Genomic DNA, 23559 nt, shown 5'->3' on the forward strand with positions numbered 1-23559 from the left:
GCTTCGCTTTGCTCGCAATGACGAATTCGGTTGAGACGGCGTGTTCAAGAAAAAGGCGCGCGCGGCCGTTGGTGCGGGACGGGCAGCCGCGCGCGCTAACAGAGGAGTTCGGGGGGCTCCTCTCTCAAGCGGCGTCAGTGAGCAAGGTCTGACGCCGGTTGAACACGAACAGGATCAGGGCGAGCACGATCAAGATCAGGCCTGCGATCATCTTCAGCTCGGCCGAGGTTGCAGTCTTTGGCAGGCGGATCGCATCGGGCGCGGCGGGGGTCGGCCGCCTTGCCGCCGGCTGGCTGCGCGCATCGGCATGGTGTTCGCGCAGCTGTGTCGGCGCTTGCTGCGGCCGTTCGCCAAAAACCTTCTCGAAGTCCCAGCCGGCCGGCAGGTTGATCGGCAACTCGCTGAGCTTGAGCGGCGCGCCCTCGGGGCGGCTCGGCGTCTTGTCGACAGCGACGAGGCTGGTGAGCCGCGTGACGATCTGATGGTCGAGCGCCAGCGCCAGGATCGCCTTGTCGGAGTCATCCGGCGTCATCTCGCGTAGGGTGCGCGCCACCTCGGCATCGCCGATCTTGCGTCTGGCCCAGAGTTTCGACAGCCCCTTGCCTTCGGCGGCATTTTGCAGCGGCAGCGTCACCGACCATGGGCGGTCGCCGACGCGGCCTTTGATTTCGAGCGAGCCGGCGAGCTTGTCGAGCTTGGCCGCCAGCACCAGCGGTTCGTCGCGATAGACGTCGGGAATGATCGCCGGCGTGATGTCAGCCTTCGCGTCGGAGAATTTTACGCTGAGGCCGGTTACAGCCGGGTTCTCCAGCTTGGCGAACAGGCCGCGCATGCGCTCCTCGACCTGCTCGACCGAGCCGATATGGGTGAAGGCGCCGCGGCCGAGCTCGGAGGCGCGCGTCATGAGGTAGGTGTTGGGCGCGGAGCCGATGCCGACCATAAAGACGCGCGAGCGGCCGCGCATCGACGTGATCGTTTCGAATAATTGCTGCTCGTTGCCGATTGCACCGTCGGTCAGGAACACGATCTGGCGGACCATGCTGGTATCGCCGAGCTTGTCGGTTAGCGCGGCGCGCATCGCCGGCACCATCTCGGTGCCGCCGCGCGCCTGCAACGCGCTCACGAAAGAGGTTGCCTCGCCGACATGCGCGGCATCCGCGGGCGCGGAGGCCGGAAACAGCACATCCATGGTGTCGTCGAAACGGATAACGTTGAAGCGATCGTTCGGTTGGAGGCGGCCGAGAGCATAGAGCAGGCTCGCCTTGGCCTGCACGATCGACGTGCCGCCCATCGAGCCGGAATTGTCGATCACGAACACGACCTCGCGCGGCAGCGGCTTTTGCGTCGGCTGCTCGGCGCTGGGCGGGGTGACGAAGGCGAGCAGATAATCGGCATCGCCGACATGTTCGCGGAACAGGCCGACCGACGGCGCCTTCTCGGCGGCCGGTTTCCAGGTCAGCTCGAAATCGCGGTCGGCGGGCACCGCGCCGTCGGCGAGTGTGACGATGCGGGTCGTACTATCAGGGCTTTCCGTCTTGACGTTATGATGGTGGCTCCTGACCTCGCCGAGCGCAAAGCCGGCCTTCAGGCGCACGGTGATGCTGGTCGGATTGACCGGCGCATTCTTCGTGGGATCCAGCACCGGCGGCGAGATTCGGTCACGATCCGGCACCGCGTCTGAATTGGTCGCGCCCCAGCCCGAGCCGTCCTTGCGGAAGTCGACGCTCTGCACGATGGGTGCCGGATTGTAGCGCGGAGCAACCACCAACGGCAGGCGCAGCGAATATTCGTTGCCACTCTGATGCACCGGCTCCTGATATTCGATCTGCACCAGCACGGTTTCGCCGGGGCCGATATTGGCGACCGAATTGGTGAAGATGTTCGGCCGCTCCTGTTCGGTGAGCGCGGCTTTCTGACCGGCGCTGCGCGCCTGCTCGTAGATGATGCGAGCCTGCTGCCGCTCCTTGATATCGCCGACGATGACGCGGTCGCCGACCACCATCTTCAGCGTATCGACGGCGCCATTGGTCGCGAGCGGATAGACATAGGTGGCCTCGACCCAGTCCTTGGTCGGGTTGCGGAAGATCTGGGTGACGCGGGCGCGCAATGTCGGGCCCGATACCGTGATGTCGACATCGGTGCCGAGGCGGATCGCTTCGGTATAGGCGCCGTCTTCCTTCAGCAGCAGGCTGCCGGATTTGGCGTCGCCGGGCTGGAGCAGGCCGGCCTGCTCCGTCGTCGCCGACCAGCCGGGCTCGAAGCTCACCAGCAGGGCAACGAAGGCGACCAGCATGACCGCGATGCCCTGCACCAGAAGAAACAATCCGAATTTGATCAGGCGCCCCAGCATCGGGTGCTCGTCGCTGTCTGTGGTGTCGTAGGTATCCATTTGGCCTGCTCCCGTAGGATGATTGCTGGCTCTCAGCATCTGCCGGGAGCGCAAGTCTCGCGAGCAGAACGATCGGCAATGTTCCGCCCCGGCCGGCCCGGGTGGGCCGCCGCCGGGCGGTCAAGTGCGGTTTTGTGCTGGTTTGTCCGCCCTGCTAGACTGGCGGCCCCAAGGCAGGGTTGACGATGCAGACGCAGGACGACAAGCAGCTTTCCGACGAGCAGAGCCGCGAGATCGCGGAGACCATTCGCGAGGAGCTCGCCAGGCGACGAATTTCCCGGCAGGCGCTGGCCGAGCAGGCCAAGCTCAGCCTGTCGACATTGGAGAAGGTGCTCGGCGGCCGCCGGCCGTTCACACTGGCGACGACCGTGCGGCTGGAGCAGGCGCTCGGCGTCTCCTTACGCAAAAGCGCCCCCGTGGTGACGCCTCCGGCCGCGAACGATGTCGCACCCGACAGCCTCGGTTCCTACTCGCATCGCGCCGTGACCTGGATCGAGGACGTCTACATCACGCTGCGGCCGTCCTTCGGCGACAAGGACGCGATCTTCGCCTACCGCACCGAGATCGTCTGGGAGCCGAAAGTCTCTTCACTGGTGTTCCGCGAAGGCGAGCGGACCGATGCGGCCTATGAGCACACCGGCGAAGTTGCGGTGCCGCATCAGTCCGGCTTCATCTACCTCGTCATCATCAAACACGGCCAGCATCGCGTGATCACGGTGTCGCGGCCGACGGTGACTGGTGCGATGTACGGGATCATCTCGACGCTCCGCGCCGGCCCCGGCTCGCAACTGACGCCGATCGCGGCCCCGATCGCCTACGTGCCCGCACGAAATCTTACCGACCCGTCAGTGGGACGGATCACATCCGACCACGCAAGCTACAAGCTATACCAGGATCATCTTCGCCGCACTGTCGACGAATCTTTTGCGCTATTTCTGCCTGCCTAAGCCAAACGCCTGAGTCGGCGACCCGCGCGATCATGTTGAGGAGTGAGATCCGGCATGAGTCCCGACCCCATGTTCTCGGTGATCATCCCGCTCGAATATCATCGCGGGCAGTGGGAGCAGTCCTGGCTCGGCTGGATCGCGCAGACCGCGGATAAATCTCTCTACGAGATCATCCTCGTCGTGCCGCCCGACTTCACGGCACGCGAGGAATTGAAGGCGCTCGCAGGCGACGAAGCCCGGATCGAATATGCCGGTTTCGGGCACGACATTGGGCTCTGCGCATTCGGCGCCACCAAGGCCCGGGGCAGATATCTGTTCTTCACGGAATCGCATTGCCGTCCCGAACCTGACGTGATCGCACTCTGCCTGCGTGCGATCGATGCGCATTCGGATTGGGCGGGGTTTTCGTGCCGATCGGTCCCGATCTGCCACAACCGCCTGTCTGTCGCGGAGGCGGCCATGTATCAGGCCGACATCGAGTTCGGCATGACGCAGCATCCCTGGCGCAAGGTGCTCGATCAGTGCTTCGTGACGCGGCGCGATGTCTACTGGGAATGCGGCGGCTTGCGCGAGGAGCTCGGCCATTTCGCCGAATGGGTGCTCGCCGCCGCATATCACGCGAGGGGCTATGCGATCGGCTATCTCGAAGAAGCACGCTTCCACCACTACTATGTCGGCCAAATCGGCGAACTGAAGAAGTTCACGCTTGATTTCGTGCAGGGCGAGATCCGCTATCTCAGCGAGGCACGCCGCGATCCCGGCAGCGAGTTGCTCGAAATTCCGGTCGAATGGAGCGAGCGCGACAAGCTCGATTCCGCGATCGCCCGCAATGCGCTGAGCGCGTTCGTGCGCTACAGCCTCGCGGGCCGGGGCTGGAGACGGCCGGATGAAATGCTGCGGGCCTGCTGGCGCTGGGCCGCCCCTGCGTTGCTCAACGATTTTCGCGCGCGCCTGGCGGCGCGCATCGCCGTCTTGCATGCGCGCGCGGTCCTGACCGTCCTAACCGCGGTCGGGTCAAGCGCGGCCATCGGGCGATGGATGAAGCGATACATCGCATCGCTGATCCGGCTTCAGAGGCTCGATTGTATCCGCCGCATTTGTTCGCATGCGGGGCCCCCTACGAGATTGTTCGGTGACTGTGTTCTTGCGCAGATCGGTTTCCATCGCATGGAATCTTCGGCCGGCCACAAATTTTGCTGGAGCGAGCCGCAGGCCGCCGTCCGCATCGAGGGAGCCTGCGGGCGCAACATCGTGCGTATCCTGAGCCCGGCTTTTCGTGCGCCGCTGGATCGGATCGGTGTGTATTTCTATCTCGACGGTGCGACCGTGGATCCTGCTGCGATCGTCGTCGGTCACGACAGCTTTACGCTGCGGGTCGATCTGCCACCGTCGGGCATCGCCACCCTCGCATGGGTATGCCCTGTGTTGAGGGGCGTCGGTGACTCGCGTCGTCTTGGCCTGTCCATCGTGGCCATCGACGTCGGGCGCGCTGAAAAGGAATAGCGGCCCTTCGGCCGCTATTCTGTATTTACAGGTCGGTAGTGCAAGTCGAGCTAACCGCCGGTTTCGGCGCTGATGATATCGCCGAACAGCTCCCACTGGCCCTTCTTGAAGCGCCACATCTTGAGCTGCTCGATCGGCGCGAAGTCCGTGGACGAGGTGTTGATCTTGATGCCGGGGATCAGCGTGTCGGGGACGAAGTCTTTCAGGCTGGCGGCCTGCTTCATCACGTTCTCACGGGTCAGATTGTCGCCCGACTGCTTCAGCACCTGCACCATGGTCTGGGCCGCGGCATAGGCGTAAACCAGGTTGGCATCCGAGATGTTGGCACCGGGCATGTACTTGTCGATGAAGACCATGAACTTCTTCATGCCTTCATCGTCCTTCCACTGCGGATCCGACGCGTCCTTCAGGTAGCCCGCCGACAGCACGCCTTCGGAGGCCTCGAGGCCGGCCGGCTTCATCACCGCGCCGATCGACACCGAGACGTCGGTCATCAGGTGCATCGGCTTCCACTCCAGCTCAGCGATCTTCTTGATGGCCTGTGCCGCGAACTTCGGCGTCGCGATGTTGACGAAGGTATCGGCGCCGGTGCCCTTGAGCTTGACGATATGGGCATCGATCGACGGCTCCGACGTCTCGTAGCTCTCTTCTGCCACGATCAGCTTCGATGCCTTGTCGCCGAACACGTCTTTGATGCCGGCGAGGTAGTCTTTGCCGAAATCGTCATTGGCATAGAAGATCGCGACCTTCGCGTCCGGCTTCTCCTTCAGAATGTATTTTGCGAAAATCTGTGCCTCCACCCGGTAGCTGGGCTGGAAGCCCATGGTCCAGGGAAAGCTCTTCGGGTCGTTCCACTTGCTGGCGCCGGTGGCGAGGAAGAGCTGCGGCACCTTCTTGGAATTGTGATATTTCTGTACGGCGGTCTGGGTCGGCGTACCCAGCGCGTTGAAGACCAGGAACACCTCGTCGCTCTCGATCAGCTTGCGGATCTGCTCCACGGTCTTCGGCGGTGAGTAGCCGTCGTCATAGGAAATCCAGTTGATCTTGCGGCCGTTGATGCCGCCCTGATCGTTGATCATCTTGAAATAGGCTTCCTCGGTCTTGCCGATGACGCCGTAGGCGGAAGCCGGACCGGAATAGGCCTCGACATTGCCGATCTTGATCTCGGTGTCGGTGACTCCGGTGTCGTACGCCTTCTGCGCTTGGGCGCCCTGGGTGGTGAACAACGTCAGCGCGGCTGCCGCGGCAAGCAGAGAGAGTTTCTTGTTCATGAAAATTCCTTGGGGTTTCTTTGGGGTTTCTTTTGGTTGAGCAGGCACGTCGAAAAAGAAAAGCGCCCCGCAAGAGGGGCGCTTTGGTCAGGCGTTGGCGACTTTCTTGTCGACTTCCGAAGCCACCGAGAAGTCCTTGCGCAAGGTTGGTTTGTGGATCTTGCCGGTGGCGTTGCGCGGCAGCGCATCGACGAACCGAACCTGGCGCGGACATTTGAAGCGCGCGAGATTCGCCGCGCAATGCGCGAGGACATCCGTCTCGGTCAGCCGCTGGCCGGGCTTGACCGCGACGATCGCAAGACCCACCTCGCCCCATTGCGGATCGGCAATGCCGATCACGGCGGCTTCCGCGATGGCGTTAAGCTGATGCAGGACGTTCTCGACCTCGGCCGGATAGACGTTCTCGCCGCCCGAGATGTACATGTCCTTCCAGCGGTCGACGATGTAAAAAAAGCCTTCCTCGTCGACGCGGGTCGCGTCGCCGGTGTGCAGCCAGCCGTCGGTGAAGGAGGTCTTGTTCGCCTCCGGCCTGTTCCAGTAGCCGGGCGTGATGTTGGGTCCCTTCACCCAGAGCTCACCGAGTTCGCCGACAACGGCATCGCTGCCGTCGGGCCGTACGATCCGCACTTCCGTGTGCAGCACCGGCTTGCCGGCGGAGCCGGCTTTGCGCGCAGCATCCTCGCGGTCCAGCACCAGCACGGCCGGCGAGGTCTCGGTCATGCCATAGCCCTGCTGGAGCGCGACGCCGCGCGTCTCCCACACCTTCAGCAACGGCACCGGCATCGGCGCGCCGCCGACGCCGCAGACGATCAGCCGGCCGAGATCGGTTGTCGCGAATGTCGGATGCTGTGCCATGAACTGGTAGATCGCGGGCACGCCGAAGAAGACATTGATGCCCTGCGCGGGATCGTTGAGCAGGCCGAGCGCCGTGCCGGGATCGAACGCCCGCATGATCATCACGGTGCCGCCGGCATGCAGCGCCGGGTTGGTGTAGCAATTCAGCCCGCCGGTGTGGAACAGCGGCAGCACGGTGAGCAGCACCGAGGCAGGTCCGATACAGGCGGGCCCACCAAGATTGACGCAATTCCAGAAGGTCATGCCATGGGTGATGGTCGCGCCCTTCGGATGACCTGTGGTGCCCGAGGTGTACATGATGGTCGAGACATCATCGAGCGTGACCTCTTCCGCGCGGTCGAGCGGCTTTGCTGCGGCGATGCCGGCCTCGTAAGTGCCGCCGGGTCCGAGCAGCAGGCTCGTGCCAATGCCGCACAGTTTCGCCACTGCAAGCGCCGTCTCGGCGAGATCGGTGTCATGGATCATCACGTCAGGCGCGCAATCGCCGGTGATGAACTGAAGCTCGGGAACGGTGAGGCGGGTGTTGAGCGGCACGAAGATGGCACCTAACCGTCCGCAGGCGAACTGCACCTCCAGCGTATCGGTCGTGTTCAGCGCCAGCACCGCGAGGCGGTCGCCGCGCGAGACCTTGAGGTTGTCGCGGAGGAATCCCGCTAGGCGGGAGATGCGCGCATCGAGCTGCGCATAGGTGAAGCGGCGCTGGCTCGCGAGGTCGACCACCGCGACCTTGTCGGGCGTGCGGCGGCCATGATGGACGATCCAGTCGTAGTAACGAACGGCCAAAAATCCCTCCCTCGGCGGTCTGGTGCCGCCTGCGTCTCTGTTGCTTTGCACCATGCCCGGCATGGCCCTGGGGCCAGCCCGAGTTTGTGCCTCGACGTCTTTTTTGTTTCGGAGTTGGCCTGCGAGGGGCGAAAATCGTCTTGCGTTGAGTTGCTAGGCCAGGACCGGTCTGGAGCGGCTCTCGCCGATCAGCCACTCCGCGCAAGTGAGCCGTCATGGTTCCGGCCATGGTTGACGCGACGAATCCGTCTGCGAGGCGAGAGTGCGATGAAGAGCCCGTTCTATACCGCCGAGCACGATGCCTTTCGCGATGTGATGCGCCGCTTCGTCGACAAGGAGATCGCGCCGTTCGCCCATGAATGGGACGAGGCCGGCGAATTTCCCCGTGCGCTCTATCGCAAGGCTGCCGGGATCGGGCTGTTGGGGCTCGGATTCCCCGAGGAATATGGCGGGATCGCCGCCGACCAGTTCATGAAGATCGTCGCCAGCCAGGAATTGGCGCGGGCCGGCGCCGGCGGTGTCAGCGCCAGCCTGATGAGCCACACCATCGGCTCGCCGCCGATCGCGCGGGCGGCGCGCCCCGAGGTGAAGGCGCGCGTGCTGCCGCAGGTGCTCGCCGGCTACAAGATCTCTGCGCTCGCGATCACCGAGCCGGGCGGCGGTTCTGATGTCGCGGGTCTCCGCACCAGGGCGCAGCGGGACGGTGATCACTACGTCGTGAGTGGCGAAAAAACCTTCATCACCTCGGGCATCCGCGCCGACTATCTGACCGTTGCGGTGCGCACCGGCGGCGAAGGCGCCGGCGGCGTCAGTCTGCTCCTGATCGAGGGCGACACGCCCGGCCTGTCGCGCACAAAACTGAAGAAGATGGGCTGGTGGGCCTCCGACACCGCGACGCTGCATTTCGACGACTGCCGCGTGCCGGCCGAAAATCTGATCGGCGAGGAGGGACAGGGCTTCAAGATCATCATGCAGAACTTCAACAGCGAGCGCATGGGCATGGCGGCGGGCTGCACCGCCTTCGCCCGCGTCTGCCTCGATGAAGCCATCGCCTACGCCAAGGAGCGCAAGACTTTTGGCAAGCCGCTCGCCCAGCACCAGGTGATCCGCCACAAGATCGTCGACATGGCCCAGAAGGTCGCGGCGTCGCAATCGATGCTGGAGCTGCTGGCCTGGCGGCTGGAGCAGGGCGAGAGCCCCGTCGCGGAAATCTGCATGATGAAGAACCAGGCGACGCAGACCATGGCGTTCTGCGCCTCGGAAGCCGTGCAGATTTTTGGCGGCGCCGGCTTCATGCGCGGCATCAAGGCCGAGCGCATCTATCGCGAGGTCAAGGTCAACGCCATCGGCGGCGGCACTGAGGAGATCATGAAGGATCTGGCGTCAAGACAGATGGGGTTGTGAGGACATAATGCTATTCACCGCCGACCACGACGACATCCGCCGCTCCTTGCAAAAATTCATCGCCAACGAGATCAACCCTCATGTCGATGAATGGGAGAAGGCCGACATCTTTCCGGCGCATGAGCTGTTCAAGAAGATGGGCAGCCTCGGCTTTCTCGGATTGAACAAGCCGGTCGAGTTCGGCGGTTCGGGGCTCGATTATTCCTACGCGCTGATGATGGCGGAGGAGCTGGGTGCGATCACCTGCGGTGGCGTGCCGATGGCGATCGGGGTGCAGACCGACATGGCAACGCCGGCGCTGGCGCGGTTCGGCTCCGACAAGGTGCGGCGCGAGTTTCTGGCGCCCTCGATCTCCGGCGACTATGTGGCCTGCATCGGCGTTTCCGAGCCCGGCGCAGGCTCCGACGTCGCTTCGATCAAGACCAATGCGCGCTCCGACGGCGACGACTACGTTATCAACGGCGGCAAGATGTGGATCACCAACGGCACCCAGGCCGACTGGATCTGCCTGCTCGCCAACACCGGCGATGGTCCCGTTCACCGCAACAAGTCGCTGATCTGCGTGCCCATGAAAGCCAAGGGCGTCACGGTCGCGCGAAAACTCGACAAGATGGGCATGCGCTCGTCGGACACCGCGCAGATCTTCTTCGACAATGTCCGTGTGCCCAAGCGCAACCGGATCGGCGAAGAGGGCAAGGGCTTTACCTACCAGATGGTCCAGTTCCAGGAGGAGCGGCTCTGGGGCGCGGCCGCCTGCCTGAAAGCGCATGAATACATCATCAACGAGACCATCGAGTACACAAGCAACCGCAAGGCGTTCGGGAAGTCGATTCTCGACAATCAGGTCGTCCACTTCAAGCTTGCGGAAATGCAGACCGAGGTCGAGCTGCTCCGCGCGCTGATCTATCGCGCCGCCGAGCAACTGGTCGCCGGCGAGGATGTCACAAAACTTGCGACCATGGCCAAGCTCAGGGCCGGCCGGCTCGGCCGCGAGCTCACCGACGCCTGCTTGCAATATTGGGGCGGAATGGGCTTTACCAATGAAACGCCGGTCAGCCGTGCCTATCGCGACAGCCGGCTGACCTCGATCGGCGGCGGTGCCGACGAGGTCATGCTGATGGTCCTGTGCAAGATGATGGGTACGCTGCCCGGCAGCAAAGGGAATGCTTCATGATCACGCTCTATCATTGCGATGCCGCGCGCTCGTTCCGTCCGCTCTGGATGCTGGAGGAGATGGGGCTTCGCTACGAACTGAAGATGCTGCCATTCCCGCCGCGCGTCTTCGCCAAGGAATATCTCGCGATCAATCCGCTCGGCACGATTCCCTTCATGGTCGACGGCGAGGCGAAGATGACGGAATCCTCCGGCATCTGCCACTACCTCGGCGCCAAGCACGGCCCGACGCCGCTGATGGTCGGACCGGAAGATCCCGCCTATGGCGTGTTCCTGAACTGGATGTATTTTTCCGACGCGACGTTAACCTTCCCGCAGACGCTGGTGCTCCGATACACCCAGCTCGAGCCGGAGGAGCGCCGCAATCCGCAAGTCGCCACCGATTATGCAAAATGGTTTCTGGGACGGCTGCGCGCCGTCGAGGCAGCGACCGCCAATGCCGAAACATTGTGCGCGGGCCGTTTCACCGCCGCTGACATTGTCATCGGTTACGCGCTCCGCCTCGCCGACAACATAGGGCTCGCCAAGGATTTTGGGCCAAATGTCGCGGCCTATTGGGCGCGATTGCAGCAGCGCGATGGTTTCAAGCGCGCGGTCGCTGCGGAGCAAAAGGCCGGAGCTGAGCAGAATGTTGCGCCGCGCGTGAGGGCGTAGGCCGGCGAAGACTGGGACTATTGTCTCATAACGGTTCCGGACGGGTGCATCACCGCCCTGAGCTGGCGATGTTTTGCGCTCCATGACAGCGCTATCCCGCCGTGACAGCGCCCAAATTTCCGCTAAGGTGACCTCCGTCCGCAGCGGCCAGAGAGCCGCGCGAGGAGGATCCCAATGGAAGATAACGGTCGCGAATCCGACCATCTCATGCTGATCACGCCGGAGCGGGTCTTCTATGCCGGCCTGCTCGGCCGTCCCCGCAAGCGGACGCCTGGTTGCTGCCATGTCTATGTGGCGGTGAAGGGCAATCTGCATCTGACGATCGACGACGTCCTCGCCACCGGCGAGTTGTTCGTCACCCTGCCGAACCAGCGACATTCCATCGCCAGCGACTACCGCACTGCAATCAGCGTCACGCTCGAGCCCGAGAGCATGCCGGATGGCGTGATCGAGGCCCTGGCCGCGCGTCTGATGGGACCCGACCGTGCGGTCTATGCCCGAAAAATCCTCGCCGCCTACGCGCTGCTGCGCCAGCACCGCTATGGCGACATCAACACCGCCGAGTTCGACGAGATGTGTTTTGGCGAGGCGCTGCCGCGTCGCGTGCTCGACCCGCGCGTGCTGCGCGCCGTCGCTCGCATCGGGCGCTTCTCCGGTGAGCCGGTGACGGCGGATACCTGTGCAACCGAAGCGGGTCTCTCCGCCTCGCGCTTCCTGCATCTGTTCAAGGAAGAGACCGGCATCTCGTTTCGCTCCTTCCGCGCCTGGAAGCGCGCGCGGCATCTGCTGCACTTCGCCAACCAGGACCTCAACCTCGCCCATCTCGCGCAGGACATCGGCTATCCCGATTCGACGCATTTCAGCCATTCGATCCGCCGCTTCTATGGCCTGAAGCCGCGCGCGATCTTCGTCGGCTCGCGGGATCTCGCGATCTATCGCAGCACCGAGACGGTGCGCCTGGCGGAAGCGAGCTAGCAACGCTCTCGTAGGGTGGGCAAAGGCGCTCTTGCGCCGTGCCCACCACCTCTCAGCAACTGGCAAAGATGGTGGGCACGCTTCGCTTTGCCCACCCTACGATAGCTCGTGTTTAGCTAGCTTCTCCGCGCAAGAAGCCGCATGCCGCGCGTCACATGATCGCAAGCGTTGAATTCTCAACGTGCGAGATATTTTGGGCATGAGCGACAAGGCCGTCATCACCTGCGCGCTGAACGGCGTGCTCACCGACCCCAAGCAGCACAATGTGCCCGTGACGCCCGAGCAGATGGCGCGCGAGGCCAGGGCTGCCTTCGATGCCGGCGCGTCCGTCATGCACATCCATCTGCGGCAGCAGGCGCCGGGAAAAGGGCATCTGCCGTCCTGGGAGGTCGCCGTCAGCAAGGAGATCCAGCAGGCGATCCGCGAAGCCTGCCCCGGCGTGATCATCAACCACACCTCGGGTGTTTCTGGCCCGAACTATAGCGGCGCGCTGGACTGTATCCGAGAGACCAAGCCGGAGATCGCCGCCTGCAACGCAGGCTCGCTGAATTATCTGAAGGTCAAGGCCGACAACAGCTGGGCCTGGCCGCCGATGATGTTCGATAACGCGGTCGAGAAAGTGAAGGACTATCTCGACGTCATGAACGCGGTCGGCACCATCCCCGAGTTCGAATGTTTTGACGTCGGCATCGTCCGCTGTGTCGGCATGTACCACCAGGTCGGCATGTACAAAGGTCCGCTCGAATATAATTTTGTGATGGGCGTCGCCTCCGGCATGCCGTCCGATCCCGACCTTCTGCCGATCCTGATCAAGCTGAAGCGCCCCGAAGCGCAATTTCAGGTTACCGCCATCGGCCGCGAGGAGATCTGGCCGCTGCACCAGCGCTGCGCCGAGCTCGGCGGCCACTTACGCACTGGCCTCGAGGACGCCTTCTATCTCGCCGACGGCAAGAAGGTGACGTCGAACGGCCAGCTGATCGAGGCCATCGCCGCCTGCGCTCGTCGCGCCGGCCGCGAGATCGCAAGCCCCGCCGAAGCGCGGAAGATCTTTGGGACGAATCGCTGAACACAGCCTCAACCGTCGTTGCGAGCGAAGCGAGGCAATCCAGAATGCATCTGCGGAAACAGACTGGATTGCTTCGTCGCTTTGCTCCTCGCAATGACGGGTAGGATAGGGTCATGTCCATTCTCGAAAACACCATTTCCCCCGGTAGCGCCGCCTACCACGCCAACCGCGACGGCATGCTTGCGCTGATCGACCGCATGCGCGCGCTCGAAGATCGCACGCGCGCTGCGTCCGACGGAGCAAAAGATCGCTTCCACAAGCGCGGCCAGCTGCTGCCGCGCGAGCGCGTCGCACTCGTGCTCGATCCGGGTGCGCCCTTCATCGAGTTGTCGACGCTCGCGGGCTACATGTTCGACGTGCCGGATGCGAACAAGAGCGTGCCCGGCGGCGGCGTCATCGCCGGCATCGGCTTCGTCTCGGGCATCCGCTGCATGGTCAGCGCCAATGATTCCGGCATCGATGCGGGCGCACTCCAGCCCTACGGCCTCGACAAGACGATCCGCGTCCAGGAGCTCGCGCTGGAGAACAAGCTGCCTTACGTCCAGCTCGTCGAAAGCGCCGGTGCCAATCTCCTGCGCTACCGCGTCGAAGATTTTATCCGCGGCGGCAACATCTTTCGCAATCTCGCGCGGCTCTCGGCAGCAGGGTTGCCGGTCGTTACCGTCACGCACGGCTCGTCCACCGCGGGCGGCGCTTACCAGACGGGCCTCTCCGACTACATCGTCATGGTCCGCGGCCGCACCCGCGCCTTCCTCGCCGGGCCGCCTCTCTTGAAGGCCGCAACCGGCGAGATCGCGACCGAGGAGGAGCTCGGCGGCGCCGAGATGCACACGCAGGTCTCCGGCCTCGGCGACTATCTCGCCGAGGACGACCGCGACGCATTGCGCATCGCGCGCGAGATCATGGCGGCGCTGGAATGGGAGCGGCCACGAAAGCAGGAGCCGCAATTCAAGCCGCCGCGCTACGACCAGGACGAGTTGCTCGGCATCATGCCGATGGACCACAAGCGCTCCGTCGACATGAAGCAGGTGATCGCGCGCATCGTCGACGATTCCGATTTCACCGAGATGGCGCCGAATTACGGCCCGGCCACCGTCTGTGGTCATGCCCGCATCGAGGGCCAGGCGATCGGCATCATCACCAACAACGGCCCGCTCGATCCCGCCGGTGCCAACAAGGCGACGCATTTCATCCAGGCCTGCTGCCAGACCCGCACCCCGATCCTCTATCTCAACAACACCACCGGCTACATGGTCGGCAAAGCCTATGAAGAAGCCGGCATGATCAAGCACGGATCGAAGATGATCCAGGCGGTGACGTCGGCGACGGTGCCGCAGATCACCATCTATTGCGGCGCATCGTTCGGCGCCGGCAATTACGGCATGTGCGGCCGCGGGTTTCATCCGCGCTTCTGCTTCTCCTGGCCGAACGCCAAGACCGCTGTGATGGGCGGCGAGCAGGCCGCCGAGACCATGGCGATCGTCACGGAAGCCGCAGCTGCCCGCCGCGGCAAGCCGGTCGAGAAAGAGAAGCTCGACGCCTTGAAGGCGCAGATCGTCGGCGTGTTCGACGGCCAGATGGATGTGTTCTCGACCAGTGCCCGCGTGCTCGACGATGGCGTAATTGATCCGCGCGACACCCGCGCAGTGCTCTCCGAGGTGCTCGCGATCTGCCGCGAGGGCGACGCACGCACACCCCAGCGCATGCAATTCTCGGTGGCCCGCCCATGAGGAACGGATCAGTACAGCACCGGCCGTTCTTCAGGGTATTGGTCGCCAATCGCGGCGAGATCGCGTTGCGCGTGATGCGCAGCGCGCGGCAGCTCGGCCTCGGCGTCGTCGCGGTCTATTCCGATGCGGATCGCGATGCGCTCCATGTGCGGCAAGCCGATCGGGCGGTGCGCATCGGCGAAGCGCTGCCGGCGCAATCCTATCTCAACATCCCCGCGATCATCGCGGCGGCCAAGGCGAGCGGCGCGGATGCCGTGCACCCCGGCTATGGCTTCCTCGCCGAGAATGAGGAGTTTGCGCAAGCCTGCAAGGATGCCGGTCTCGTCTTCATCGGCCCGTCGCCGCAGGCGATCAAGGCGATGGGCAACAAGGCCGGCGCCAAGGAGATCATGAAGAAGGCCGGCGTGCCCTGCGTGCCCGGCTATCAGGGTGCCGATCAGGGCGACGCGGTCATGTTGGGGGAAGCCAAAGAGATCGGCTTCCCCGTGATGATCAAGGCGGTCGCCGGTGGAGGCGGTCGCGGCATGCGGCTCGTCACCGACGCGGCATCTTTCCCCGATTCGCTGCGTAGCGCGCAATCGGAGGCGAAGGCGGCGTTTGGCGATCCGACCGTGATCCTCGAACGCGCCATCCAGAATCCGCGCCATATCGAGATCCAGGTCCTTGGCGACAGCCATGGTAACGCCATCCATCTCGGCGAGCGCGACTGCTCGGTGCAGCGGCGGCACCAGAAGCTGATCGAGGAGGCGCCGTCGCCGGCGGTGACGCCGGAGCTGCGTGCGAAGATGGGCGAGGTCGCGGTATCAGCGGTAAAGGCGCTGCGTTACGAGGGGGCCGGCACGCTGGAATTTTTGCTCGATGCGAGCGGCGAGTTCTACTTCATGGAGATGAACACGCGCCTCCAGGTCGAGCATCCCGTCACGGAGGCTATCACCGGGCTCGATCTGGTCGAGTTGCAATTGCGCGTCGCGCGCGGCGAGCAATTGCCGGTAAAGCAGCAGGACATCCGCTTCTCTGGCCACGCCATCGAGGTGCGGCTGTGCTCGGAAGACGCCGCGCAGGATTTCATGCCGCAGTCCGGCCGCATGGCGCGCTGGCAGGTGCCCGATGGAATCCGGATCGAGCATGCGCTGCAATCGAGCTCGGAGATTCCGCCATTTTACGATTCCATGATCGCCAAGGTGATCAGCCATGGCGCAAGCCGCGAGGAGGCGAGGGGGCGGCTGATCGTCGGCCTGGAGCAGCTCACGGCGTTGGGCGTGACCACCAATCAGGCTTTCCTGATGTCGTGCCTGCGCCATCCCGGCTTTGCCAAAGGCGAGGCGACGACGGCGTTCATCGCCGCGCATCGCGACGAGCTATTGGCGCCGCCGGCAGACGGCGCGTTCGACACGGCGCTGGCGGGCTTGCTGCTCTACGCCACGAATCCGCGTGCGCCGGCTTGGCAGAGTGGCCGGAGCCTGTCCGCAACGTTTCCGCTACCTGCGAAACTCGAAATCGCGGGCCACGCGCATGAGCTCGAAGTCACGCGCGAGCGCGACGGCGGCTACACTGTCGCCAACGACGGCCGCCAGGACAGATTCGAGATCGATCAGCTCGATGCCGACTCGATTCGCTTCCGGCATGACGGCGTAATGGACAGCGCAAAATTCCTGCGCGAGGGCGATCGGCTGTACGTCCAGCATCGCGGCATCCCCCTCGCGGTCACCGACCTCACCCTTGCTCCGCCGAAGGCCGCCGCAGCCAATGGCGGCGACGGAAAAGTCCGCGCCGCAATGAACGGCCGCGTCGTCGCCATTCTGATCAAGCCCGGCGACCGCGTCACCGCCGGACAGCCGGTGCTGACGCTGGAAGCGATGAAGATGGAGCACGTCCACAAGGCCGGCATCGACGGCGTCGTCGCAGCGATCGACGTCGCCGAGGGCGAGCAGGTGACCACGGGAAGGATCGTGGCGGAGATCGGGGCGTAGCTTCGTGTCCCGTCCGCTCGTTGAGCAAACACGTCACCTGATGCCCGTGGCGAGAATCCGGAATTTCCAATAATTTCAACATGATTCTGTCCTCGCGTGGCTTGGGCTGCCTCAAGCATCACGAGCTGTGGGTGCTCCCTGACGAATTTAATTGAACGTCGTTCATTTCTTGGATATAGATATTGAACAATGTTCATTTGCGTGACGGCGGGCAAGTTGTATGCTGATGACCGCACGCCCGGAGATCGATGCCATGCTCCTGTCAGTGTCGCCCCGTCTCACGTTCGCCCCGCCGCAGGCTCGCGAAAAATATCTGATCGGCACGTTATTCGTGCTGACGCTGGCGGCGCTGCTGGCGCCCGCATTGCCTGCCTCCGCATGGCACACGCCGCATTTCGTCGACACCCGCACCTGGCTGGGCGTGCCCAACGCGGGCGACGTGCTCAGCAATCTCCTCTTCGTAGCGATGGCCGTGTGGGGCCTGGTACGCCTGCGTGCCTGCCGCGATGCGCCCGTGGGTGCACGCTGGTTCTTCGTAGGACTGATCCTCACTTGCGTGGGGTCATGCTTTTATCATCTGGATCCCGACGCGCCGCAGCGGCTCGTGGCCGATCGTCTCGGAATGGCGGTGGCGTTCGCGGGCTTTCTGGGCATCGCGACAGGCGAGCGCATCAGCGTGCGCGCTGGTCGGGCGGTGGTCGTGCTGGTGACGGTTGCGGGCCTGCTCGCGGCCTGGGTGGCATACGAGAACCTCACGCCATGGGTGGTCGTGCAGTTCGGCGGCATGGCGCTTGCCGTGGCACTGGCGCTGACACGGCCCCTGCCTGGTGCACTTGGCGTGCCGCTGGGCAGCGTGATCTTCTTTTATGTGCTGGCCAAGCTTTTCGAACTCGGCGACGTGACCGTGTTCGAAGCCACAGGGCATATCGTCTCGGGCCACACGCTCAAGCATCTGGCTGCCGCGCTCGCGGCCTGGCCGGTGATCCGGACGTTGCGGCCTAGTCGCCGCGCCCCGTCCCCTCATTGAGCAAGCACGCCACTTGATGCCCATCGCCGGCGTCCAACAATGCCGGCCGCTCCGTCCTGCACCGCTCCATCGCAAACCGGCAGCGCGTATGAAACGCACATCCCGGCGGCGGATTGACCGGGCTCGGCACGTCGCCGTCGACCAGCGGCGCGAGCTTCCTTGCCAGCGGGTTGGCGATCGGCACCGAGGCGAGCAAGGCCTGCGTATAGGGATGCCTGGGATTGCGGAACAGCTCGTCCTTGTCGGCGATCTCGACGATGCGGCCGAGATACATCACCGCGACGCGGTGGCTGATATGGGCGACCACGGCGAGGTCGTGCGCGATGAAGAGATAGGAGAAGCCGTGTTCACGTTGCAGGTCGATCAGCAGATTGATCACCTGCGCCTGGATCGAGACGTCGAGCGCGGAAACCGGCTCGTCGCACACGATCAGGCGCGGCCCTAGCGCCAGCGCCCGCGCGATGCAGATGCGCTGACGTTGTCCGCCCGAGAATTGATGCGGAAAGCTCTGCATCTGGTCGGGCCGCAAGCCCACCTGCTCGAACAATTTTGCGGTACGCGCCTCCAGCTCCTTGCCGCTCGCGAGCCCGTGCACGAACAGCGGCTCGCCGACAATGTCGCCCGCGGTCATGCGCGGATTGAGCGAAGCAAACGGGTCCTGAAACACGATCTGCATCGAACGGCGATGTGGGCGCAGCGCGGCCTTGGAGAGGCGGGTAATGTCCTCGCCGTCGAGGCGAATCTGGCCCGAGGTCGGCTCGACGAGCCGCAGCACGCTGCGCGCCACCGTCGATTTGCCGCAGCCGGATTCGCCGACGAGGCCGAGCGTCTCGCCGGTGCCAACCGAGAACGAGACACCGTCCACCGCATGAACAGTGCCGACCTGCCGGCGCAGCACGCCGGCGCGCACCGGATAGTGCTTCTTCAGGTCGGTGACTTCGAGCAACGCCTCGGTCATGCCACCTCCGCCACGTCAGCCGCGCGCCAGCAGGCCGCGAGATGGCCGCCGCCCCAATCGGCGAGCGGCGGATATTCGGCCTCGCAGCGTTTCACCGCGAGCTTGCAGCGCGGCGCGAAGGCGCAGCCCTTCGGCAGCCGCACCAGCGACGGCACAGTGCCGGGAATTTCGTTGAGCCGCGCCTGCACCGGAACACCTGACGCCGGCACTGCCGGGATCGAGGCCATCAGCCCGCGCGTGTAGGGGTGCTTGGGACCGGCGAACAGCGCTTCGACGGTGGCTTCCTCGACCTTCCGTCCGGCATACATCACGATCACGCGCTGCGCGGTCTGCGCCACGACGCCGAGATCGTGCGTGATCAGCACGAGGCCGGTGCCGAGCTCCTTCTGAAGGTCGAGGATCAGCGCCAGGATCTGCGCCTGGATGGTGACGTCGAGCGCGGTGGTCGGCTCGTCCGCGATCAAGAGCGCCGGCCGGCACGCCAGCGCCATCGCGATCATCGCGCGCTGGCGCATGCCGCCGGAGAGCTGATGCGGGTATTCCCGCGCACGGCGCGCCGGTTCGGGAATTCGCACCAGCCGCAACATCTCGACGGCGACGTCGCGGGCCTCTTTGGTTGACAGGTTCCGATGCAGCCGCAACGCTTCGACGATCTGGTCGCCGATCCGCATCACCGGATTGAGCGAGGTCATCGGCTCCTGAAAAATCATGGAGATGCGATTGCCCCTGACAGCGCGCATCTGCGCTTCATCCAGCGCCAGCAGATCCGTGCCTTCGAGCGAGATGGAGCCGCCGACGATGCGACCGGGTGGGTCAGGCACCAGCCGCATCAGGGACAGCGCTGTGACGCTCTTGCCGCAGCCGGATTCGCCAACGATCGCCAGCGTCTCGCCGCGCTTCACCGTGAACGAAATGTCGTCGACCGCCTTGAAGAGGCCGGAGTTCGTGAAGAACACCGTCTTCAGGTTCTTCACATCGAGCACGAGATCGGTTGTATCAGCCATCAGCCGCGCTGCCGTGGATCGAGGATGTCACGCAGGGCGTCGCCGAACAGGTTTGCGCCGAACACGGCGAGGCTGATCGCAATGCCCGGAAAAATGACCAGCCATGGCGCGGTGCGAACATATTCGGCGGCGGATTCCGACAGCATGCGGCCCCATGACGGATAGGGTTCGGGAATACCGAGGCCGAGGAACGAGAGCGAAGCTTCGGTCAGGATGGTCGAGCCGAGCTGTGCGGTCGCGAGCACGATCAGCGGTGCCAGCGTGTTCGGCAGCACATGGCGGAGCGCGATGCGCACTTCGCTCATGCCGATCGATTTTGCGGCTTCGACGAACGGTTGCTCGCGTAGCGCCAGGGTATTGGCGCGGGTGACGCGTGAGACGGTCGGAATCAGCGGAACGGCAATGGCGAGGATGACGTTTGGCAACGACGGCCCGAGCGTCGCTGTCATGATCAGCGCCAGCACCAGCAACGGCAGGGCCTGGAGAACATCGGAGACACGCTGGAACACGAGATCGACCCAGCCCGAGAGATAGCCGGAGGTCAGCCCGACGATGACGCCGATGGTGCCGCCGAGCGCGGTCGAGCCGATCCCGACCGCGAGCGAGATCCGCGCGCCGTGAATGATGCGGCTGAACACGTCGCGGCCGAAGGAATCGGTCCCCATCCAGTGCGCCAGGCTTGGGCGCGCCAGCGCGCGGGCGGCGTCAATCGTCAGGGGATCATAGCGTGCGATGAAGTCGGCAAAGATCGCCGTGAGCACGAACAGCGTCATGATGATGAGTCCGGCCGCGCCCAGCACGTGCCGCTGCGCCAGGAACAGCACGCGCCGCCAGCCGCCGGTCGCATGCGCCCCGGCCCGTCTCAGTTCAACCTCATAGTCGATCGCGGCCATAGGTCTACCTTCTCCCTCTTCCCGCGTGCGGGGAGAGGGGGGCTCTCCGCGAGGAAGGTAAGAGCGGAGCGCGTGGAGGCTCCCCCTCACCCGAATTTGCGCTTCGCGCAAATTCGACCTCTCCCCGCAAGCAGGGGGAGGTGAAGGGAACTGCGCTCGCTGCGAGAGCAAAAATCATGCGGCTAATCCGTGTACCTGATGCGCGGGTCGAACACCGCGTACAGCATGTCGACGATGAAATTCGCGCTCACCACCACGATCGCAATCAGCATCACGAGGTTCTGCACGATTGGGTAGTCGCGCCAGCGGATCGCTTCGACCAGGAAGCGCGCGACGCCGGGGATATTGAACACGGTCTCGGTGACGATCAGGCCGCCGATCAGGAACGCCGCCTCGATGCCGATCACGGTGATGACGGGCAGGATCGCGTTCTTCAAAGCATGCTTGTAGTTCACGGCGGCGTCGGATGCGCCTTTGGCGCGCGCCGTGCGGATATAATCCTGCCGCAGCACCTCCAGCATCGAGGATCGCGTGATGCGCATGGTCAGCGCGGCGCTGCGGAAGCCGACGGCGGCGGCGGGTACGGCATAGGTCGCGAACGCCTCGAGCCAGGTTTGCGGGTTCGGATTGAAGATCGGTATCTGGCCGAACATCGCCACTGATGCGGTGAGGATGAGCAGGCCGAGCCAGAACGAGGGGAGCGACAAGCCGCTGAGGCTGACGACGCGTAATGCGTAGTCGAGCCGCGTTCCCTGCTTCACCGCGCTGATGACGCCCAAGGGAATCCCGATCGAGGCCGAGAACAGCAGCGCGAGGCCCGCGAGCCGCGCCGTGATCGGAATTCGCGGCAAGATCTCCTGAAGCGCCGGCTTCTCCGAGACATAGGAGTAACCAAAATCGCCGCGCAAAAAGCCGCTGATCCAGTGCCAATATTGCACGATCAGCGGCTGGTCGATGCCGAGCTCCTTCTCCAGATTGGCTTTGTCTGCGGGATCGACATAGCCGGCGGCCGCAAACAGGATGTCGACGATGTTGCCGGGGACGATGCGCAGCAGGAAGAAGATGACGACCGAGATCCCGAACAGGGTCACGAGCATCAGGAACAGGCGCCGCACCAGATAGGCAAACATTTCGCGCCTCCGAGCTCGTCAGCCGCCTGCGCTACTTGTCCATCCAAACGTCTTCGTACCGGTAGCCATTATACGAGCTGTTCGACATCACAGTCACGCCCTTGACGTAAGGCTGCCAGCAGGAGCCGGTGCGCGCGTGAAAAATGATCGGGCGGGCGACGTCCTCCTGCAACTTCTTGTCGATGTCCCACACCAGCTTCTTGCGTTTGGCGACGTCGGTTTCCTGCGACTGCACGTCGAACAGTTTTTCGATCTCCTTGTTGCAGTAATTGGTGTAGTTGCGCTCGGAACCGCAGGAATAGTTTTCGTAGAACGACTGGTCGGGATCGTCGACCGCATTGCCGGTCAGATTGAGCCCGAGCATGTAATCCTTGCGCGCAATCTTCGGGAACCAGTTCGCGGTCTCGACCACGTCGAGCTCACCGTCGATGTAGATGCTCTTGAGCTGGTCGATCAGGATCACGGCGGGGTCGCGATAGACCGGGATATTGCGGGTCGAGACCTTGACGGCGAGGTGCTTCTCCGGCCCGTAGCCGGCCTTCTGCATCAGCTTCTTGGCCTCCTCGCGGTTGGCGTTCACGTCGGGGCCGTAGCCCGGAATGGTCTCGAGCATCTCCTTCGGCATTCCCCAGAGCCCGTTCGGCGGTGGCAGCATAGTGCCGCCGACATCGCCCTGGCCCTCGAACATGATCGAGATGAACGCCTTGCGGTCGAGCGACAGCGCCATGGCGCGGCGGATATCGATGTTGTCGAACGGCGGCGCTGACGAATTGACGATGATGTTGGTCGCGACATTGTTCGGCTCGACCACGCAGACCGCGTTCGGCGCCTGCGATTTCACGTCCTTCAGCAGCGGAATGCTGACCTCGGTCGGGAACGCCATGTCGAATTTGCCGGCGACGAAGGCGAGGATCGCGGTCGAGCGGTTCGGGATGATGGTGAACTCGATGCCGTCGAGATAGGGACGGCCCTTGCGCCAATAGTCCGTGTTTCGCGTCAGCTTGATCGATTCATTGGCCTTGAACTCGACGAATTTGAACGGACCGGTACCGATCGGATGCGTGCGCATGTCGCCGGGCGAGACGTGGCAGGGATAGACCGGCGTATAGCCCGAGGCGAGCAGTGCAATTAACGAAGGCTGCGGCCGCTTCAAATTGAAGGAGACCTCGAAATCGCCATTGGTCGAGACGTCGTTGACTTGCTCGTACCAGGTCTTGCGCGGGTTCTGCCGGAATTTTTGCTGCGACTTACCCATCAGCATGTCGAAGGTGCACTTCACATCCGCTGAGGTGAACGGCTTGCCGTCATGCCATTTCACGCCCTGACGCAGCTTGAAGGTCAGCGTCTTGTTGTCGTTCACCCAGGCCCAGCTCTCGGCGAGCTCCGGGACGATGTTGTCCATCCTGTTTTGGGCCTCGTCCTGCTTGTAGATGACGAGGTTGTTGAACACGGGCATGAAGGGAACATTGAGCGAGTAGGTCGCGCCTTCATGGATCGAGGCGTTGCCGGGGCTGTCGCGGTGGTACATCCGCAGGATTCCGCCCTGCTTGGGCTCGCCGGCGAATGTATTGGTCGAAAACGCCAGCAAAGATAGCGCCGCCGTCGCGGCGAGCGCCCAAACGCTCCGCATCCTCGTCCTCCCGAGACATCGGCCTTTGTGGCCTGTTTGTCAGGACGATAGCGACGGGGACGCAGCGAGGCAACCGGCAACGGCAGCGCTGCTCTCGACAATTCGGATGACGGAAAGCCGCAGGGTGTTTCTCTCACAATGTGAGAGTGCGGGTGCGCTCCCTCGCCCCGCTTGCGGGGAGAGGGTTGGGGTGAGGG

Annotated in this window: 18 protein-coding genes; 10 read left to right on the plus strand and 8 right to left on the minus strand. The window is 63.9% G+C overall.

Going from position 1 to position 23559, the window contains the following annotated elements:
- Positions 1-124: 124 nt before the first annotated feature.
- Positions 125-2389, minus strand: coding sequence for a marine proteobacterial sortase target protein (locus IVB29_RS21835; RefSeq protein ID WP_247505450.1), 2265 nt, complete (start codon positions 2387-2389; stop codon positions 125-127).
- 185 nt (positions 2390-2574) lie between these two features.
- Between IVB29_RS21835 and IVB29_RS21840 the strand changes: the two genes are divergently transcribed.
- On the plus strand, positions 2575-3336 hold the full coding sequence (locus tag IVB29_RS21840) for a helix-turn-helix transcriptional regulator (RefSeq protein WP_247505451.1): 762 nt from the start codon (positions 2575-2577) through the stop codon (positions 3334-3336).
- A gap of 54 nt (positions 3337-3390) precedes the next feature.
- A complete protein-coding gene (locus tag IVB29_RS21845) occupies positions 3391-4839 on the plus strand; it encodes a hypothetical protein (protein ID WP_247505452.1) in 1449 nt (482 codons plus the stop codon).
- Positions 4840-4889: 50 nt separating this feature from the next.
- Here the strand turns inward: IVB29_RS21845 and IVB29_RS21850 are convergent, their stop codons facing one another.
- Both IVB29_RS21850 and IVB29_RS21855 read right to left on the minus strand, forming a co-directional pair.
- The gene (locus IVB29_RS21850) at positions 4890-6110 is read right to left on the minus strand and encodes an ABC transporter substrate-binding protein (protein ID WP_247505453.1); all 1221 of its coding nucleotides are present in this window, start codon (positions 6108-6110) and stop codon (positions 4890-4892) included.
- An 87-nt stretch (positions 6111-6197) separates the two neighbouring features.
- Entirely contained in the window at positions 6198-7748 is a 1551-nt protein-coding gene (locus tag IVB29_RS21855; RefSeq protein WP_247505454.1) for a long-chain fatty acid--CoA ligase, read from the minus strand.
- Between the two features lie 267 nt (positions 7749-8015).
- On the opposite strand from IVB29_RS21855, the gene IVB29_RS21860 reads away from it, so the two are divergent.
- The 8 genes from IVB29_RS21860 to IVB29_RS21895 all read left to right on the plus strand — a co-directional run bounded on the left by IVB29_RS21860 (position 8016) and on the right by IVB29_RS21895 (position 17747).
- Positions 8016-9152, plus strand: coding sequence for an acyl-CoA dehydrogenase family protein (locus tag IVB29_RS21860; RefSeq protein WP_247505455.1), 1137 nt, complete (start codon positions 8016-8018; stop codon positions 9150-9152).
- A gap of 7 nt (positions 9153-9159) precedes the next feature.
- Complete coding sequence (locus tag IVB29_RS21865) at positions 9160-10326, plus strand: acyl-CoA dehydrogenase family protein (protein ID WP_247505456.1); 1167 nt, start codon at positions 9160-9162, stop codon at positions 10324-10326.
- The gene (locus IVB29_RS21870; RefSeq protein WP_247505457.1) at positions 10323-10979 is read left to right on the plus strand and encodes a glutathione S-transferase family protein; all 657 of its coding nucleotides are present in this window, start codon (positions 10323-10325) and stop codon (positions 10977-10979) included. The genes IVB29_RS21865 and IVB29_RS21870 overlap by 4 nt, the downstream gene beginning before the upstream one ends.
- A 174-nt stretch (positions 10980-11153) precedes the next feature.
- On the plus strand, positions 11154-11954 hold the full coding sequence (locus tag IVB29_RS21875; RefSeq protein WP_247505458.1) for an AraC family transcriptional regulator: 801 nt from the start codon (positions 11154-11156) through the stop codon (positions 11952-11954).
- A gap of 199 nt (positions 11955-12153) precedes the next feature.
- Complete coding sequence (locus tag IVB29_RS21880; protein ID WP_247505459.1) at positions 12154-13020, plus strand: 3-keto-5-aminohexanoate cleavage protein; 867 nt, start codon at positions 12154-12156, stop codon at positions 13018-13020.
- Between the two features lie 113 nt (positions 13021-13133).
- Positions 13134-14750 carry a carboxyl transferase domain-containing protein gene (locus IVB29_RS21885; RefSeq protein ID WP_247505460.1) on the plus strand — a complete coding sequence of 539 codons (1617 nt, stop codon included), beginning with the start codon at positions 13134-13136 and terminating at the stop codon, positions 14748-14750.
- Positions 14747-16720: an acetyl-CoA carboxylase biotin carboxylase subunit gene (locus tag IVB29_RS21890; protein ID WP_247505461.1), complete on the plus strand. Its 1974-nt coding sequence runs from the start codon at positions 14747-14749 to the stop codon at positions 16718-16720. Before IVB29_RS21885 ends, IVB29_RS21890 begins: the two co-directional genes overlap by 4 nt.
- A gap of 220 nt (positions 16721-16940) precedes the next feature.
- Complete coding sequence (locus IVB29_RS21895) at positions 16941-17747, plus strand: hypothetical protein (protein WP_247505462.1); 807 nt, start codon at positions 16941-16943, stop codon at positions 17745-17747.
- On the opposite strand, the gene IVB29_RS21900 is transcribed toward IVB29_RS21895, so the two are convergent.
- The 5 genes from IVB29_RS21900 to IVB29_RS21920 form a co-directional block, all read right to left on the minus strand.
- Entirely contained in the window at positions 17719-18705 is a 987-nt protein-coding gene (locus IVB29_RS21900; protein ID WP_247505463.1) for a dipeptide ABC transporter ATP-binding protein, read from the minus strand. The two genes, IVB29_RS21895 and IVB29_RS21900, sit on opposite strands and share 29 nt — an antisense overlap.
- Positions 18702-19709, minus strand: coding sequence for an ABC transporter ATP-binding protein (locus IVB29_RS21905; RefSeq protein ID WP_247505464.1), 1008 nt, complete (start codon positions 19707-19709; stop codon positions 18702-18704). Before IVB29_RS21905 ends, IVB29_RS21900 begins: the two co-directional genes overlap by 4 nt.
- Positions 19709-20602, minus strand: a complete 894-nt coding sequence (locus IVB29_RS21910) for an ABC transporter permease (protein WP_247505465.1) — start codon at positions 20600-20602, stop codon at positions 19709-19711. The genes IVB29_RS21905 and IVB29_RS21910 overlap by 1 nt, the downstream gene beginning before the upstream one ends.
- Before the next feature lie 182 nt (positions 20603-20784).
- Complete coding sequence (locus tag IVB29_RS21915; RefSeq protein WP_247505466.1) at positions 20785-21732, minus strand: ABC transporter permease; 948 nt, start codon at positions 21730-21732, stop codon at positions 20785-20787.
- Positions 21733-21763: 31 nt separating this feature from the next.
- A complete protein-coding gene (locus tag IVB29_RS21920) occupies positions 21764-23362 on the minus strand; it encodes an ABC transporter substrate-binding protein (protein WP_247505467.1) in 1599 nt (532 codons plus the stop codon).
- Between the last annotated feature and the right edge of the window lie 197 nt (positions 23363-23559).

The organism is Bradyrhizobium sp. 1 (assembly GCF_023073315.1).
Taxonomy (GTDB): Bacteria; Pseudomonadota; Alphaproteobacteria; order Rhizobiales; family Xanthobacteraceae; genus Bradyrhizobium.

Excerpts from the sequence above, each read along its gene's own strand:
- IVB29_RS21835 (WP_247505450.1), bottom strand. The coding sequence starts at position 2,389 with ATGGATACCTACGACACCACAGACAGCGACGAGCACCCGATGCTGGGG.
- IVB29_RS21840 (WP_247505451.1), top strand. The coding sequence starts at position 2,575 with ATGCAGACGCAGGACGACAAGCAGCTTTCCGACGAGCAGAGCCGCGAG.
- IVB29_RS21845 (WP_247505452.1), top strand. The coding sequence starts at position 3,391 with ATGAGTCCCGACCCCATGTTCTCGGTGATCATCCCGCTCGAATATCAT.
- IVB29_RS21850 (WP_247505453.1), bottom strand. The coding sequence starts at position 6,110 with ATGAACAAGAAACTCTCTCTGCTTGCCGCGGCAGCCGCGCTGACGTTG.
- IVB29_RS21860 (WP_247505455.1), top strand. The coding sequence starts at position 8,016 with ATGAAGAGCCCGTTCTATACCGCCGAGCACGATGCCTTTCGCGATGTG.
- IVB29_RS21865 (WP_247505456.1), top strand. The coding sequence starts at position 9,160 with ATGCTATTCACCGCCGACCACGACGACATCCGCCGCTCCTTGCAAAAA.
- IVB29_RS21870 (WP_247505457.1), top strand. The coding sequence starts at position 10,323 with ATGATCACGCTCTATCATTGCGATGCCGCGCGCTCGTTCCGTCCGCTC.
- IVB29_RS21875 (WP_247505458.1), top strand. The coding sequence starts at position 11,154 with ATGGAAGATAACGGTCGCGAATCCGACCATCTCATGCTGATCACGCCG.
- IVB29_RS21880 (WP_247505459.1), top strand. The coding sequence starts at position 12,154 with ATGAGCGACAAGGCCGTCATCACCTGCGCGCTGAACGGCGTGCTCACC.
- IVB29_RS21885 (WP_247505460.1), top strand. The coding sequence starts at position 13,134 with ATGTCCATTCTCGAAAACACCATTTCCCCCGGTAGCGCCGCCTACCAC.
- IVB29_RS21890 (WP_247505461.1), top strand. The coding sequence starts at position 14,747 with ATGAGGAACGGATCAGTACAGCACCGGCCGTTCTTCAGGGTATTGGTC.
- IVB29_RS21895 (WP_247505462.1), top strand. The coding sequence starts at position 16,941 with ATGCTGATGACCGCACGCCCGGAGATCGATGCCATGCTCCTGTCAGTG.
- IVB29_RS21900 (WP_247505463.1), bottom strand. The coding sequence starts at position 18,705 with ATGACCGAGGCGTTGCTCGAAGTCACCGACCTGAAGAAGCACTATCCG.
- IVB29_RS21905 (WP_247505464.1), bottom strand. The coding sequence starts at position 19,709 with ATGGCTGATACAACCGATCTCGTGCTCGATGTGAAGAACCTGAAGACG.
- IVB29_RS21910 (WP_247505465.1), bottom strand. The coding sequence starts at position 20,602 with ATGGCCGCGATCGACTATGAGGTTGAACTGAGACGGGCCGGGGCGCAT.
- IVB29_RS21915 (WP_247505466.1), bottom strand. The coding sequence starts at position 21,732 with ATGTTTGCCTATCTGGTGCGGCGCCTGTTCCTGATGCTCGTGACCCTG.
- IVB29_RS21920 (WP_247505467.1), bottom strand. The coding sequence starts at position 23,362 with ATGCGGAGCGTTTGGGCGCTCGCCGCGACGGCGGCGCTATCTTTGCTG.